Below are 14,166 nucleotides of genomic sequence, written 5' to 3'. Positions count from 1 at the left end.
GCGGTTCGGAAATTGCTTAATACCTGTGCAAGTCTGTATGGAGCCATTTATGAAACAATCCACTCGCCTGATTTTACTGGCATCAGCCGTCGCTATTGCGGCAATGATGTTGATTTCACCCTCGCATATCGGTGCTTTCCTGAACCTGCCCGGCCTGGTTGTGGTCTTTGGCGGCACCCTGATCGCCACCTTTCTCAGCCGCCCGACGGTGGAAGTCATGGCTGTTCTGCGAAGCATCCCTGCCCTGTTGCGCGAGGAACCGCTGCCTGCCATAAAGCATGATATTGACCAGCTGCTGCAGTTTGCCAGCCGCTACCGGGTTGCCAGTGTACGTAATGCAGAGCGTGAACTCTCCCGCATCAAAAATCCGTTTGTGCGTGCCGGTCTGCAACAGGTCGTCGATCGCGCACCGGAACAGGAGCTGGAGAAAACCCTGCACTGGCGTCTGTCCAGTGTGCTGCGACGTGAACAGGGACGCATACAGATTATCAATACCATGGCCATTTTTGCACCGGCCTTCGGCATGCTTGGCACCCTGTTCGGGCTGGTCAATATGCTCTCTGGCCTGGGTGAAAGCGGCCTCCAGGAAATTGGTGGAAGTATGGCCTTCGCCATGATCACCACGGTGTACGGCATCATTGCCGCCAACCTGTTATTCAAACCCCTGGCCATCAAGCTTGAACGCCGGACAAGCCAGCGACTGATGCAAATGAAAACGCTGATGGAAGGTATTCTGATGATTTATCACAAACGTCATCCCGCACAGATTCGCGATGTACTTGAATCCATACAGCACGGCGCCACAAACGAAGCTGAAGCGGAACGTCAGCCCAACAACCTGACACTGGTCGGAGCCTGAACCAATAATGTCCGTTGCGTCAACATTGTCCCGGCAAACAACGCCGTCGTCAGGACAACCGGGAGATGACTCATTCCCCTGGGATCTTGACGCCGCACCCTCCGTGATGGAGAACGACACCTGGCTGTTGAGTTTTATCGATGTACTGACGCTGCTGCTGGCGCTGTTTGTTTTGTTGCTGGCGCAGGAACACCAGCGCAACAAGATACCGGGACATGAAATTCCCGATGCGCCGGCGCGTATTGATTTTGAATACAGGACTGCGCCGCCTGCAGCTGCTCAAACTACAGCTCCAGTTCCAGCTCCGGACCAGATCCACGTACTGAAACCGTTTGCCACTATTCAACTACCACCCCTACCACAAATTGTCACTCCCTTGAATCGACTGAAAATACCGGCACCTGAACGGAGCAGGAAAAGTGTGGAAAAGAAGAACGGGGTCAGCACGCCTGAGCCTGAAGCACAAATTGCAGCTCATGAGCATGCGCCGGTAGAGCAAGAAAATAATAGCGCCATAGATACGGAGCAGGAACATCCGGAAAACGTGGCAACGGTCACTTCACCGATCGACCGGTTGATGCAGAGCATTCATGCCAGCGGGCTGGCTGACCGTATTGATATCCAGACGCGCAGCAACAGTCTGCGCCTTGATATCGCCGACAGCATTCTGTTTGCCCCGGCTCGTACCGCACTTTCAGAAGACGGGGTGAAGCTGCTCGGTGAGCTGGCGTCCACGCTGAAGACCTTGCCCTGGTCACTGTCCGTGGAAGGTCATACCGACAACATTCCTATCAAGACATCTCGCTTCCCCTCCAACTGGGAACTTTCCACGGCACGCGCATCCAGTGTCGCTCGTGAACTGATCGAAAATGGTGTGGAGGCAGATCGCATCCGCGCCATTGGTTATGCGGATACACGACCGCGTGCCAGTAACGATTCACCGGAAGGTCGCAACCGGAACCGTCGGGTAACCTTTGTACTTGAACTGCAGGAGGAATAGACAGAACCGCTCCGGTTCAGGAGTCAGCAGGCAAATGGTGTCCGTAGCGTTTATAAAATGCCTTGATCCAGATAGGTGAAACCAGGGTAGTGTAGGCAATAACGATGATCATACCTGCGTAGACTTCTGCATCGAACACATTCGCCGTTCGCCCCAGTTCGGCAAAGATCAGACCTACCTCACCACGCGGCACCATTGCCATCCCGATCGCGATTTTCCGGTGACGGGTTTCCCTGATAAGCCAGGGCCCGACCATCTTGCCGACGACTGCAATTATCGCAATAGTAATCGAGAACACCCAGATAAATACTGATGACCAGTCGACAGCCCCCAGATCCAGAGACAGGCCTACCATCACAAAAAACAACGGTGTAAACAGCTGTATGATGGGTCGCATTTGCTGGTGCGTATGCTCGGCAAATTCCGGATCAATCGTAAGTGCCGCGCCAAACGGCAGGAAGAAACGACGTGAAAGGGCAATACCGGCAACAAAACCACCGAGCAATTCAGGTGCCCCCAGGGCGTGTGCCGCACTGGCAAAAATCAGTACCAGCGAGACAAGTACAATGGGCAAGAGACCGGGTACCTTGCTCTGAAAATGATAATGCTTGATGACAGGCACAAGCATTTTAGCCAGTACAGGCGCGATCAGGAAAAAGGCCCCGGCATACAATATAATCTTGCCGGTATTCATCAGGCTTATCGATCCACTGACAGAAAACTCAAACAACACCGCAAGCAGGAACACACCGAGCAGGTCGTCGATGACAGCCGCTCCCAGTACAACCTGCCCTTCCTGACTATGTATACGCCCCATATCCGACAGGACGCGCGCTGTAATGCCTATACTGGTAGCCGTCAGCGTACCCCCGACGAAAAGTGACACCATTACTGACAGGTCGAATACATACAGACTTAGAACAAACCCCAGTACAAACGGTAAAATGAACCCGGCCAGCGCAACCACGGCCGCACTGGACCCGGCTTTGACCAGCCGCCCGATATCGGTTTCCAGCCCCACCTCGAACAACAACAGGATAATTCCGATTTCCGCCAGCAGCGCGAGCACATCATTGGGCTCGACCCAGCCCAGCAGACTCGGCCCAAGCACAATACCCGCGACCAGCTCGCCGATAATAGGCGGTACATTGATACGAGTCGCTATTTCGGCAAAGGCCCGCGCCGCCAGAAGAATGAACGCGATATCAAGTAGTATTGAATTCGGTTCCATAGGACGCTTCTTGTTCCGCTGATCCTGGTGACAGGAGATTCCTGTATAACGGATAGTATCCGTCCGTGAAGGAAAGTCCAGGGACGCTCCGGGTATAGGTCTGACCGTATTTTATGTGGCAGGGGCAACCGCATCGGAATCGCGCAGGCCCAGGGACAAAATAGCCGCAGCAAGCACAAATCCGACTGACCACCACAGGCAGCCTGTCAGTCCCTGGTTCTGGTAGACCCAGCCGGACAGCACCGTCCCGAGCAGTCGACCACCGGCATTTGCCATGTAGTAAAACCCCACATTGACGGCCGCCTGGTCGTGCTGTGAATAGGCCAGCACCAGGAAGGAATGCACCGCCGAGTTGATGGCGAACACCAGCGCAAACAGGCCAAGTCCTGCCACCAGGACGGTCGCCGGGTCATAACCGGCCGTCAGACCCAGCGCAATACCCGCCGGAACAAGGACCAGGACAAATACCCAGAAGCGTGCCGTGTCCGCACCCGGGCCACGTCCACCGCCCCGTTTACGCAACAGGATCGGCACACTCGCCTGGACAATACCGTAGCCGATTACCCACAGGGCAAGAAAACCACCTACCCGCGCATTGTCCCAACCCAGTTGTGAAGCGAAGTACACCGGCAAGCCAACGACAAACCAGATATCGCGTGAACCAAACAGAAAAAACCGTGCTGCTGACAGCCAGTTGATATTGCGGCTGCGGGAAAACAACTGGCCAAAGCGTGTCTTCTTGCTGGAGCGACCCAGCTGGCGGGGCAACAACATCAATGTAGCCAGCAATACCAGTAACAAACTGCCTGCCAGTATGAACAACGCATGACGGAAACCCACCAGCGACAACAGCCAGCCACCGACAAAGAACCCAAAGCCCTTCAGCGCATTCTTGGAGCCGGTCAATACGGCGACCCACTTGAACAACCGCCCGTGCGCATCCTTTGGCAGCATCAACTTGACGCTGGCCTTGGCGCTCATCTTGTTCAGGTCCTTGGCGATACCGGACAGGGCCTGCGCCGCCATGACGTACGGCACACTGAGCCAGGCTTCGGGTACCGTCAGCATAGCCAGGGCAATCACCTGCAAACTCATGCCAAGGTGCATGGTCACATTCAAGCCGATACGCGAACCGACCCAGCCACCCAGCAGGTTGGTCAGTACGCCAAAGAATTCGTAGAACAAGAACAGGAAAGCGATTTCCAGCGGTGCATAACCCAGTCGGAAGAAGTACAGCACCACCAGCATACGGATGGCACCGTCGGTAATGGTGAAGGCCCAGTAGGACGCCGTCACTACCAGGTAGTTACGCAGACTTTCGCTCGAGGTGGATGCCGTATTCATGACGGGTGCCGCTCAGAGACTGGTGGCAACCTTGCACACCAGTTCCGCCAGGCCATTCAGCTTGCCGGTCAGTTCAGGAAAGATCTGCGTAATCGCCTTTGACGACCCGGTCGATGTCGGGATCAGTGACTCGTCACAGGCACGTGCCCGGCGCAGAACTTTATGCCCCTTATCGATAATAGTCTGGGTAGCGGAACAGGTCGTATCCCCCGCTGTTTCATTGATGTGTACAAATTCCAGCTCGTCACATCCCCGCGCCATGCGTAGTGCAAGGCACCGCATTCGGCCAAAGCCGTTGATTGCTGTGCATATTGCCACGGTGCCACTCCCCGCCTGGTCGTCATACCCGAAACAGGGTCAAATATACTTATTTTCATATATATGCACAACTGTATATACGAGTACCACCATGCTTGCGTTCTCACCTGAATACCGTCATTGCGATGCCTTGACCCGCAAGGGTAAGGCCTCGCAATGACGGGAGGCGGGTTGAGGCCGGCAGTATTTGGCTCAGGCAGTCAGGCGCAACAGGAGGCACCGGGGCGATCTGGCATGTCAACAAGCGCCTGTCGGTCGTCGGCAAAGGGCGCCTGCCCGGCAACGCCCTTTGCTGTTGCCTTCAGCACCTGTTTTACCCAGGCGGGCAGATTTTTGTGCAGACGGTAGTAAATCCACTGCCCTTCCCGTCGGGTCGAGACAATGCCGGCCTCACGAAGTTGCGCCAGGTGACGGGAAATCTTCGGCTGGATAATATCCAGCGCGCACATGAGTTCGCATACACACAACTCACCTTCCTGCACCAGCAACATCAGGCTGCGCAAGCGGGTGGGGTCGGCGAGTGCCTTGAAGAAAGTTTCTGCGCTCAGTTCCATAACAGCGAGTGTGAACCAGACGTTTGCAACGGGTCAACCTTTATACAGGCAACTGCAAGGCTCACTGCCCTTCGCAAGTTGATTTGGTGTATCGTACCGCTGTGCCAAAGGGAGAATCCAGAACATGGTTCGTAAACGACTGAAGCTGCTTGGCTTCAGCTTGCTGTTAGCCGTTATCGCTGTAGCCGCAGTGCTGTACCTGACTCGCCCCGGACCGGTCGAAGTCGTGGTCGCAACCATCACACGTGGCACTGTCGAGGACACCACTGCAAATACCCGCGCCGGCACAGTGAAAGCCTGTAAACGTGCCGCTATTTCTCCCGCCATTGGCGGCCAGATTGCCCACCTTCCTGTGCAGGACGGTGACACCGTCAAGGCTGGTGATGTTTTACTGGAATTATGGAACGATGACCTGCGTTCCCGCGTTACGCTCGCTGGCAGCCAGACCAAAGCCGCGCAGGCGCTGGCAAGGCAGACCTGTGTACTGTCCAGAGTGGCCCGGCGGGAAGCCGTGCGCTTACGTTCACTGCGAAGCAAGGGGCTGGCAACGGAAGAAGCCAGCGACAAGGCCGACGGTGAAGCCGAGGCCCAGGCCGCGGCCTGCGAAGCAGCCAATGCCAATACACGCGTCAACGAGGCCCAGCTTGCTGTGGCGCAGGCACTGCTGGACCGTACCCGCCTGACCGCACCATTTGACGGTATTGTCGCGGAGATCAATGGCGAAATCGGTGAGTTTGTCACACCTTCTCCGGTGGGTGTTCCCACACCTCCTGCGGTGGACCTGGTAGACATCAGCTGCCTGTATATCTCGGCACCGGTCGACGAGGTCGACGCGCCGGGCGTCAGAACGGGCATGCAGGCAAGAATTTCGCTCGACGCCTTCCCGGACCGGACCTTTGCCGGCAAGGTCCGGCGCATCGCGCCTTATGTCATCGACCGGGAAAAACAGGCGCGTGTAGTTGATGTCGAGGTAAATTTTGTCAATGCCGAAGACAGCAAAAACATGCTGCCCGGCTATAGCGCTGACATCGAGATTGTCCTGTCGAAACACGACGACACCTTGCGTATTCCTACCGAGGCGATTCTTGAAGGTGACAAAGTGTTTGTGGTTGGCAAGGACAATCTGCTGCGGGAACAGGCCATCGAAACCGGGCTGTTCAACTGGAACTACACCGAAGTCCTGTCTGGTCTCGATGCCGGAGAAAAGGTGGTGATTTCGGTTGACCGGGACGGTGTGGAAGACGGCGCCGAAGTGCGCATTGAATCGGCTAAAGATGGCCGTCATTGAACTCCGCCAGGTGCACCGGGATTTCCAGGTGGGTGACCAGACTGTGCATGCCCTGGACGATGTCAACCTGCACATTGAAGCCGGGGAGTATGTCTCTATTATGGGGCCCTCCGGGTCAGGTAAATCCACCCTGCTGAACCTGATCGGGTTACTGGACAGGGCTACCCGCGGCCAGTACTTGCTCAATGGTGAAGATGTAACCACACTGAGTGATGTCGCACAGGCCGAGGTGCGTAACCGCCAGATCGGATTTGTATTCCAGGCTTTCCATCTTGTGCCACGCCTGACTGCGGCGCAGAACATCGAACTGCCACTGATGCTCGCCGGAATAGACAAGGCGATTCGCGATGCGCGCGTCAGTGAAGCCCTGAAAGCACTGAATCTGGATACTCGCGCTCACCACAAACCTGACCAGCTGTCAGGCGGCCAGCGCCAGCGTGTCGCCATTGCGCGCGCCACCATCATGCAACCGAAAGTCCTGCTGGCGGATGAGCCAACCGGCAACCTGGACCGGAAATCCGGCCAGGATGTCATCGATATTATCGAATCGCTCAATGCCCGCGGCATCACCTTGCTGGTTGTGACTCACGATGCAGAAATCGGCAGTCGCGCACGCCGCCAGGTCCACATGCTCGACGGACGCATCGAAACTGACCGGACGAGGGGAGCGTAGCATGCACAGCCGTGACATCGGTGCCTTTGCCTGGCATGCCCTTACGGGCTACACCACACGAACGGTGCTGATGCTTATGGCCATGGCCATCGGTGTGGCGGCGGTGGTCATGCTGACTGCACTGGGTGAAGGTGCGCGCCGATATGTCGCCGGGCAATTCGCCTCACTGGGAACCAACCTGATTATTGTCATCCCCGGCCGGGCGGAAACGGCCGGCGTTTCTCCCAGTACATTGATGGGTGAAACACCGCGCGATCTCACCCTTGACGATGCCATGGCATTGACACGCAGCTACCGGGTACGACGTATTGCGCCGATCAATGTTGGCTCGGCTGATGCCAGCTGGAAAAGCCGAAGTCGTGAAGTCACGGTTTTTGGTACCACCAATGAACTGCTGGCACTACGTCACTGGACACTGGCAAAAGGCCGCTTCCTGCCTGACACGGATATCGATATCGCCAGCCCGGTGTGTGTGATTGGTACAAAAATCCGCGACGAACTGTTCGGGTCACAACCCGCGCTCGGCCAGTGGATGCGTATCGGCGACAGGCGTTTCCGGGTAATCGGAATCCTGGGCTCCGAAGGCCGCTCTATTGGCGTGGATGTACAGGAAACCGTCATGATCCCGGTCGCCTCGGCACAGCAGTTGTTCAACACCCCGTCGCTGTTTCGTATCCTGGTGGAAGCCAGAACCCGTGAAGCCATAGAACCTGTCAAACAGTTCATCCTCGATACGCTGAAGGAGCGCCACCAGGGCGAGGAAGATGTCACGGTGATTACGCAGGACGCCGTACTGGCGACATTCGACCGGATTTTTACCGCACTGACGTATGCCGTCGGAGGGATAGCCGCCATAAGCCTGTTTGTTGCAGGCATTCTGATCATGAACGTAATGCTGGTCGCTGTATCGCAACGCACGGCTGAAATCGGGCTACTGAAAGCGCTGGGCGCTGCACCACGGCAGATCGTGGCACTGTTTCTCGCCGAAGCCTTTCTGTTATCGTCGCTGGGGGCACTGCTGGGCCTGTTGCTTGGCGAGCTGGGCAGCGTCATCGTCCGGCAGATGTTCCCGACCCTGCCAGCCTACCCGCCTGGATGGGCCACCCTGACCGCATTGCTGGTGGCATTGACCACAGGACTCCTGTTCAGCCTGTTGCCCGCCCGGCGTGCAGCGCGGCTGGACCCGGTACTGGCACTGTCCGGCAGGTAGTAAAAACTTGCTCGATATCAATTACAACCCATAAATATCTATCTACCATGTAGCTGTATCTGACAAACTGACAAACGAGGAAAAATCAATGCTGGGCGAAAAACACGACCTGATCCACGAGCTCCCTGAATACAAGGACCGCATTCATAACCTGAAAATATCCAACCGGCACTTTTCACACCAGTTCGAGAAATATCATGAATTAGACCATGAGATTCATCGTGTGGAGGAAGGTATCGAAACCACATCAGACGAGTACCTGGAAGAACTGAAGAAAAAGCGGCTTGCCCTGAAAGACGAGCTGTTTTCCATGCTAAAAAGCGAAAACTGATACGGGGTGTTCAATGACCGACTACACGGCATACGAAACCAGGTTGCGGGCCTTGCGCGAAGAAATGGTTGCGCGCATCAATGCGCTCGAAAAAGACCTCCATCACCAGGACCAGCCTGTCGAGAAGGACTTTGCCGAACAGGTGACCCAGGGGGAAAACGATGATGTACTGACCGCGCTGGATGATGAAGCCAGGGCCACAGTTCAGAAAATCGACGCCGCACTGCTACGCATCAAGGCCGGAACCTATGGTGTCTGCGAGCGTTGCGGGAACCCCATCGGCGAAAAACGGCTTGCCGCTGTACCCTACACGACAGTATGCATTGATTGTGCTGAAGGCTAACGGCATGGGTTCAGGCTGAAGCCCGTGCTGTTCCGTGATTTTATTACCCTGACCGGCAGCGCCCTGGTCGCGCACCGCATGCGCAGTTTTCTTACCATGCTGGGCATTGCGATCGGCATTGCCGCGGTGGTTCTGCTCACCTCTATCGGTGAGGGCATCCACCGCTTCGTACTGTCCGAGTTTACCCAGTTTGGTACGAATATTGTTGCCATCAATCCCGGACGTACCACCACGCACGGTGGTAGTGTCGGCGTATTCGGTACTGAACGGCCACTGACGATCGAGGATGCTGAAGCCCTCAAGCGTTTACCGAATGCAGCGTCCGTCGTCCCCTTCGTTCAGGGCAATGCTGAAGTGGAGGCAGCAGGACGGCGGCGGCGCACGACAATCTATGGCGCCGGCCCCGATATGCCGGTGGCATTCAGCATGCATGTAAAATCAGGTCGTTTCCTGCCAGCCGATGACCCGACTGCACCGCGTGCACTGGCTGTACTGGGAAGCAAGTTACGCCGGGAACTGTTTGGAGACAACAACCCGCTCGGGCAACGTATCGGCATTGGCGGCAACCGCTACCGCATCATTGGCGTCATGGAGCCCAAGGGCACCGTGCTCGGCTTTGACCTGGACGACACGGTGTATATCCCGGCCCAACGTGCGCTTGAGTTGTTCAATCGCAACTCGCTGTTCGAAATTGATGTGCTCTACCCGCCTGAAACCAGTGTCGACAAGGTGGTCAGTAGTATCCGGCGCACCCTCATCAACCGGCATGGCCGTGAGGACTTCACCATTACCACCCAGGCACAGATGCTTGAAGTCCTGGGTTCGATTCTGAATATCCTGACCTTCGCCGTGGGTGCAATAGGTGGCATTTCACTGCTTGTCGGTTCGATTGGCATTATCACTATTATGACTATTTCGGTAAATGAACGTCGCAGTGAAATCGGGCTGGTACGCGCACTGGGTGCACAACGTAGCCAGGTGCTATCGCTGTTTCTTGGTGAAGCCATCGTACTTGCGGCCGCGGGCGGGCTTACCGGCTTGATGCTGGGGGCAGGACTGGCGAGTGCGATCAGTTACGCCCTCCCCGACCTGCCGGTTCACACACCCTGGATATATGCCGTCATGGCTGAAGGCCTTGCCGTCGTCATCGGTATTGCTGCCGGTGTTCTGCCGGCACGCAATGCGGCACAGCTTGACCCGGTCGAGGCACTAAGAACCGAATAGGCAAAAAAATCCCCGCCGTAGCGGGGATTCATTATTGAACAACAAACCGGGAGCGCGGGTGGAGTCCTCAGGCTATGAGACCGTGCCCCCACGCTGCGCCGAGCTTTTAGAACACGTACTGGGCCTGCACAAAGACTTCATCCTCGTCATCGCCCTTGACACCGTTCACGTCCGAGTTCTGACGGTACGTGGCCTGCATCTTGATATCGTGCTTGTGCAGGTACCAGTTGGCACCAAAGGATGTACGGATCCACTCGGTGCCGTAGTTGTCGGCATCCTGCGACTGGTAACCGGCAACCAGCTCGAATTTGGCCGGTACAATCATGTAGCCGCCTTCGATGGCCCAGTTCTCAAGATCCGTTGAACCGTTCTCGTAGATACCACCGGTGAAGTTACCATCCACCGTATCCGCACTGATCTTGTTGTACTCGGCATCGACAGAGGCACCGGCTGCACGTAACGCACCACTGATCTCAAACCCGGTCACTTCATCAACGTCAGCCTTGCTGGCACTGGTTGAAACGCCACCCAGCGTGTAGGTGTTATTATCGTCATCGTTGCTCCAGCGGAATGCTGCTACACCAATGGTAGCCCGGGTGTCGCCCCTGAAGTCTCCCTGTGACATTTTCAGGATACCGAAGGGGTGGAAATCCACACGTGCCGCAGTAACCCAGCCTTCATTGAAGTCATCGTTGCGGTTAACCGGTGTATCGAAGTCCAGTTTTTTGGCATCCGGATCGATATTGGCCTGGGCAAACGTGGCGCCCCAGGTCAGGTTCTCCTTGTTGCTGCCTTTGAGGTGTAAACCCAGACTGCGATCCGGTGCGCCGTAGTTGTGATCGCCGACAAAAGTGCGCTCGACCAGCTGCTGCTTCTTGGACGACGTCAGGAACTCACGTGAAAAGGCCGTTTTTACATTACCCAGCAGAATCTTTGCCGCATCGAAACCCATGTACTCCATGTAGGCATCCTTGACAGCCACTTCGTTACTGCCTTCGGCCTTGCCAAAATCAAACTGGAACTTGCCCTTCCAGTCCTTGTGGATACTACCTTCGATGTAAGGACGGAAACGACGCAGGAACAATTCATCCGTGTCATCGCCATTGTCCGGGTCAGACTGATGGTACTGCATCTGGATGCGGCCACCCATCTTCAGGTATTTTTCACCCTCTTTGTAGACGGTAATGCCGGCTGCGTGGGCGGGTATGGCAATGCATATTCCCAATACTGACAGTATGCCTTGATGAACAGCGTTCATGCGCATGTGCTTCTCCTGATTAACTGTATTTGATTTGTGAGACGGGTTGTTAAGTGACAGGCGTACTTTATGTCGCCTGTATGACGGTGAAATGACATCTGTATGACGGGAATGTGACAAAAATCAGTACAGCAGGCAGCGAAGGGCCGGGAGATTGGGTATCATGCGCCCATGGAAATTACATGGATCATCGTTCTCCTCAGCGCCCTGCTCGCCGGCCTGGTGGGCTGGTTGGCTGCAAGTATGCGTGCACAGCGCAAACTCTCGGCACTGAAGGAGGAAAATGTGCGTGTGACGGCGCAGCTGGAAAGCGAACGCCGGGTAATGGAAGAAAAACTGCGTAGCTTTGAAACCGCGCGCACTCAACTGGAAGATTCCTTCAAGGCACTGGCCGGCGACATCATGAAATCCAGCAGCAGCGAATTCCTCAAACTGGCAGAAACCCGTTTCAGGGCCCTGCACGAGCAATCCAGTAACGAGTTCGACAAGCGTGAAAAAGCCGTTGAGAACCTGGTCAAGCCTATTCGCGAAACGCTGGACAAAACCGATCAGCAGATCCGGAAAATGGAAGAAGAGCGGCAAAAAAGTTTTGGCGCGCTCAACCAGCACCTTGAATTCATGAAATCAGCCCACGACCAGTTGCAGAACGAGACCCGCAACCTGGTCAAGGCGTTGAAACGCCCGGAAGTGCGTGGCCAGTGGGGTGAACTGACACTCAAGCGTCTGGCCGAGCTTGCCGGCATGGTCGAACACTGCGATTTCAAACAGCAGCACAGTATCGATAGCGAAGAAGGCAAGCAACGCCCGGATATGATTGTACGCATGCCTGGTGGACGTGAAGTTGTCGTGGATGCCAAGGCACCCATGGATGCCTACCTGTGCGCAGTCGAGGCAGAAGATGATGTAACGCGCGCGCAGGAACTGCAGCGCCACGCACGCAATGTCCGTGCGCGGGTACGAGAGCTGGCGAGCAAGGCCTACTGGCAAAACCTGTCGTCTTCACTCGATTTTGTCGTCCTGTTCATCCCCGGCGACCAGTTCCTCAGCGCCGCACTGGAACTGGATGCAACCCTGCTGGAGGATGCACTGACAGACCGTGTGGTGCTGGCAACGCCGTCCAGCCTGGTTGCCCTGCTACGTGCCATTGCCTATGGCTGGCGACAGGAATCGCTGGCTGAAAATGCCGAGCAGATACGCACAGTGGGTGAAGAACTGTATGAAAGACTGAGTACCTTTGCCGGTCATCTCGACAAGCTCGGCAGCGCATTGGGAAACAGCGTCAAACACTATAACAGCGCCGTTGGCTCCTTCGACAGCCGTATTCTTCCCAGCGCCAGGCGCTTCAATGAAATGGGCATACGTGGCAAGAAGGAGATAACGGAAGCAGCGCCCGTCGAACGATTGCCACGCGATGTACGTGACAGTGAAATAGCCGATAAACCGCCGGATGAAACCCATTAAGATACTTCCTTCCAATTACCTCCTGTCATTCCGGCGCATGTCGGAACCTGTAACATTCCGTGAACGGGAACCCGGTCAACGCCGGTATGACAATCCAATATGCCACGGCATGGTACAAACCAGGGTTTTCTGACGCCTTGGAAAGCCCATCTACTTACTGTACAACAGCTGATATTGCACAGGCCTATCGCAGTTGCCGGAAACTCGCGCAATCGCATTATGAAAATTTCCCGGTCGCTTCATTCCTGCTACCACGCCGGCTGCGCGACCCCGTTGCCGCTATCTATGCCTTTGCACGCCGTGCCGACGATATTGCCGACGAAGGAGATGCCGATGAAGCTGAACGGCTACTGCAACTCGAGGAAATGGGACAGGCCCTGCAGCTGATTGAACAGGGAACACCGCCACCCCAGCCGTTGTACACTGCACTGGCCGACACAATTGAAAACCACGCGCTACCCGTAGCACTGTTTCAGGACCTCCTCAGCGCCTTTCGCCAGGATGTAACCCGCAAGCGCTACGCCAACTTTGGTGAACTCATGGACTATTGCCGACGCTCAGCCAATCCGGTCGGTCGACTGTTGCTACACCTCAATCGCCAGGTTGATGAACGCAAGTTCGCCCGCTCTGATGCCATTTGCAGTGCGCTGCAACTGATCAATTTTTTGCAGGACATCCACCAGGATTACCAGGAAAACGACCGGATCTACTTACCACAGGACGAGATGCAGCGTTTTTCCGTCACCGAGGACACCATCCGGGACCGTCGAAACAGCTTCGAGCTGAAAGAACTGATCCGTTTCCAGGTCCGGCGTGCAGACAAGCTGCTGCGTGCAGGCAGCCCGCTGGGCCAGCAGCTGGGTGGGCGCTTCGGTCTGGAATTGCGCACCATCATCCTCGGAGGTGCCAGAGTGCTGGAAAAACTGTACGCACAGGATGATGTATTCGCACGGCCGCGGCTGGACCGGAAAGAGCGGATCGGCATCCTGTTTTCTGCTATTCGTCAGGGCTTCTGACGGCGCTGAAAAAGTACATTTCACTGGACCGGCAAAGCGGTTAGAATTTGTTTTTT

General features: G+C 55.9%; 14 protein-coding genes and 1 pseudogene. 10 read left to right on the top strand and 5 right to left on the bottom strand.

The window, feature by feature from the left end:
- Positions 1 to 49 precede the first annotated feature (49 nt).
- Together DFR30_RS06590 and DFR30_RS06585 are read left to right on the top strand one after the other, a co-directional pair.
- Positions 50 to 859 carry a motility protein A gene (locus tag DFR30_RS06590; protein ID WP_165869117.1) on the top strand — a complete coding sequence of 270 codons (810 nt, stop codon included), beginning with the start codon at positions 50 to 52 and terminating at the stop codon, positions 857 to 859.
- 7 nt (positions 860 to 866) lie between these two features.
- On the top strand, positions 867 to 1,859 hold the full coding sequence (locus DFR30_RS06585) for an OmpA/MotB family protein (RefSeq protein ID WP_132971902.1): 993 nt from the start codon (positions 867 to 869) through the stop codon (positions 1,857 to 1,859).
- A gap of 16 nt (positions 1,860 to 1,875) precedes the next feature.
- Here DFR30_RS06585 and DFR30_RS06580 read toward each other — a convergent pair whose 3' ends face one another.
- The 4 genes and pseudogenes from DFR30_RS06580 to DFR30_RS06565 all read right to left on the bottom strand — a co-directional run bounded on the left by DFR30_RS06580 (position 1,876) and on the right by DFR30_RS06565 (position 5,306).
- Positions 1,876 to 3,090, bottom strand: a complete 1,215-nt coding sequence (locus DFR30_RS06580) for a cation:proton antiporter (RefSeq protein ID WP_132971901.1) — start codon at positions 3,088 to 3,090, stop codon at positions 1,876 to 1,878.
- A gap of 111 nt (positions 3,091 to 3,201) precedes the next feature.
- Positions 3,202 to 4,434 (bottom strand): organoarsenical effux MFS transporter ArsJ, encoded by a 1,233-nt coding sequence (arsJ, locus tag DFR30_RS06575; RefSeq protein ID WP_132971900.1) that lies wholly within the window; start codon positions 4,432 to 4,434, stop codon positions 3,202 to 3,204.
- A 15-nt stretch (positions 4,435 to 4,449) separates the two neighbouring features.
- Positions 4,450 to 4,623, bottom strand: a pseudogene (locus DFR30_RS14555) (ArsJ-associated glyceraldehyde-3-phosphate dehydrogenase); the annotation flags it as partial.
- A 329-nt stretch (positions 4,624 to 4,952) separates the two neighbouring features.
- Positions 4,953 to 5,306, bottom strand: a complete 354-nt coding sequence (locus DFR30_RS06565) for an ArsR/SmtB family transcription factor (protein ID WP_132971898.1) — start codon at positions 5,304 to 5,306, stop codon at positions 4,953 to 4,955.
- A gap of 124 nt (positions 5,307 to 5,430) precedes the next feature.
- Between DFR30_RS06565 and DFR30_RS06560 the strand changes: the two genes are divergently transcribed.
- From DFR30_RS06560 to DFR30_RS06535, 6 genes are all read left to right on the top strand, one after another.
- The gene (locus DFR30_RS06560) at positions 5,431 to 6,594 is read left to right on the top strand and encodes an efflux RND transporter periplasmic adaptor subunit (RefSeq protein WP_132971897.1); all 1,164 of its coding nucleotides are present in this window, start codon (positions 5,431 to 5,433) and stop codon (positions 6,592 to 6,594) included.
- The gene (locus DFR30_RS06555; RefSeq protein ID WP_132971896.1) at positions 6,581 to 7,267 is read left to right on the top strand and encodes an ABC transporter ATP-binding protein; all 687 of its coding nucleotides are present in this window, start codon (positions 6,581 to 6,583) and stop codon (positions 7,265 to 7,267) included. The genes DFR30_RS06560 and DFR30_RS06555 overlap by 14 nt, the downstream gene beginning before the upstream one ends.
- A gap of 1 nt (position 7,268) precedes the next feature.
- Positions 7,269 to 8,477, top strand: coding sequence for an ABC transporter permease (locus tag DFR30_RS06550; protein ID WP_132971895.1), 1,209 nt, complete (start codon positions 7,269 to 7,271; stop codon positions 8,475 to 8,477).
- Positions 8,478 to 8,565: 88 nt separating this feature from the next.
- A complete protein-coding gene (locus tag DFR30_RS06545) occupies positions 8,566 to 8,808 on the top strand; it encodes an HP1242/YdcH family protein (protein WP_132971894.1) in 243 nt (80 codons plus the stop codon).
- Between the two features lie 13 nt (positions 8,809 to 8,821).
- On the top strand, positions 8,822 to 9,151 hold the full coding sequence (locus DFR30_RS06540) for a TraR/DksA family transcriptional regulator (RefSeq protein WP_132971893.1): 330 nt from the start codon (positions 8,822 to 8,824) through the stop codon (positions 9,149 to 9,151).
- A 24-nt stretch (positions 9,152 to 9,175) separates the two neighbouring features.
- Positions 9,176 to 10,375, top strand: coding sequence for an ABC transporter permease (locus DFR30_RS06535; RefSeq protein WP_132971892.1), 1,200 nt, complete (start codon positions 9,176 to 9,178; stop codon positions 10,373 to 10,375).
- A gap of 106 nt (positions 10,376 to 10,481) precedes the next feature.
- Here the strand turns inward: DFR30_RS06535 and DFR30_RS06530 are convergent, their stop codons facing one another.
- A complete protein-coding gene (locus DFR30_RS06530; protein WP_165869116.1) occupies positions 10,482 to 11,633 on the bottom strand; it encodes a porin in 1,152 nt (383 codons plus the stop codon).
- A 171-nt stretch (positions 11,634 to 11,804) separates the two neighbouring features.
- Between DFR30_RS06530 and DFR30_RS06525 the strand changes: the two genes are divergently transcribed.
- Both DFR30_RS06525 and hpnC read left to right on the top strand, forming a co-directional pair.
- Complete coding sequence (locus tag DFR30_RS06525) at positions 11,805 to 13,094, top strand: DNA recombination protein RmuC (protein WP_132971890.1); 1,290 nt, start codon at positions 11,805 to 11,807, stop codon at positions 13,092 to 13,094.
- A gap of 86 nt (positions 13,095 to 13,180) precedes the next feature.
- Positions 13,181 to 14,110, top strand: coding sequence for a squalene synthase HpnC (gene hpnC, locus DFR30_RS06520; protein WP_132971889.1), 930 nt, complete (start codon positions 13,181 to 13,183; stop codon positions 14,108 to 14,110).
- Positions 14,111 to 14,166: the final 56 nt, after the last annotated feature.

The organism is Thiogranum longum, assembly GCF_004339085.1.
Taxonomy (GTDB): domain Bacteria; phylum Pseudomonadota; class Gammaproteobacteria; order DSM-19610; family DSM-19610; genus Thiogranum; species Thiogranum longum.
Note: the sequence above shows the minus strand (reverse complement) of the source record. Positions and strands in the feature narration are given on the sequence as shown.

Excerpts from the sequence above, each read along its gene's own strand:
- DFR30_RS06555 (WP_132971896.1), top strand. The coding sequence starts at position 6,581 with ATGGCCGTCATTGAACTCCGCCAGGTGCACCGGGATTTCCAGGTGGGT.
- DFR30_RS06580 (WP_132971901.1), bottom strand. The coding sequence starts at position 3,090 with ATGGAACCGAATTCAATACTACTTGATATCGCGTTCATTCTTCTGGCG.
- DFR30_RS06545 (WP_132971894.1), top strand. The coding sequence starts at position 8,566 with ATGCTGGGCGAAAAACACGACCTGATCCACGAGCTCCCTGAATACAAG.
- DFR30_RS06560 (WP_132971897.1), top strand. The coding sequence starts at position 5,431 with ATGGTTCGTAAACGACTGAAGCTGCTTGGCTTCAGCTTGCTGTTAGCC.
- DFR30_RS06530 (WP_165869116.1), bottom strand. The coding sequence starts at position 11,633 with ATGAACGCTGTTCATCAAGGCATACTGTCAGTATTGGGAATATGCATT.
- arsJ (WP_132971900.1), bottom strand. The coding sequence starts at position 4,434 with ATGAATACGGCATCCACCTCGAGCGAAAGTCTGCGTAACTACCTGGTA.
- DFR30_RS06540 (WP_132971893.1), top strand. The coding sequence starts at position 8,822 with ATGACCGACTACACGGCATACGAAACCAGGTTGCGGGCCTTGCGCGAA.
- hpnC (WP_132971889.1), top strand. The coding sequence starts at position 13,181 with ATGACAATCCAATATGCCACGGCATGGTACAAACCAGGGTTTTCTGAC.
- DFR30_RS06550 (WP_132971895.1), top strand. The coding sequence starts at position 7,269 with ATGCACAGCCGTGACATCGGTGCCTTTGCCTGGCATGCCCTTACGGGC.
- DFR30_RS06565 (WP_132971898.1), bottom strand. The coding sequence starts at position 5,306 with ATGGAACTGAGCGCAGAAACTTTCTTCAAGGCACTCGCCGACCCCACC.
- DFR30_RS06585 (WP_132971902.1), top strand. The coding sequence starts at position 867 with ATGTCCGTTGCGTCAACATTGTCCCGGCAAACAACGCCGTCGTCAGGA.
- DFR30_RS06590 (WP_165869117.1), top strand. The coding sequence starts at position 50 with ATGAAACAATCCACTCGCCTGATTTTACTGGCATCAGCCGTCGCTATT.
- DFR30_RS06525 (WP_132971890.1), top strand. The coding sequence starts at position 11,805 with ATGGAAATTACATGGATCATCGTTCTCCTCAGCGCCCTGCTCGCCGGC.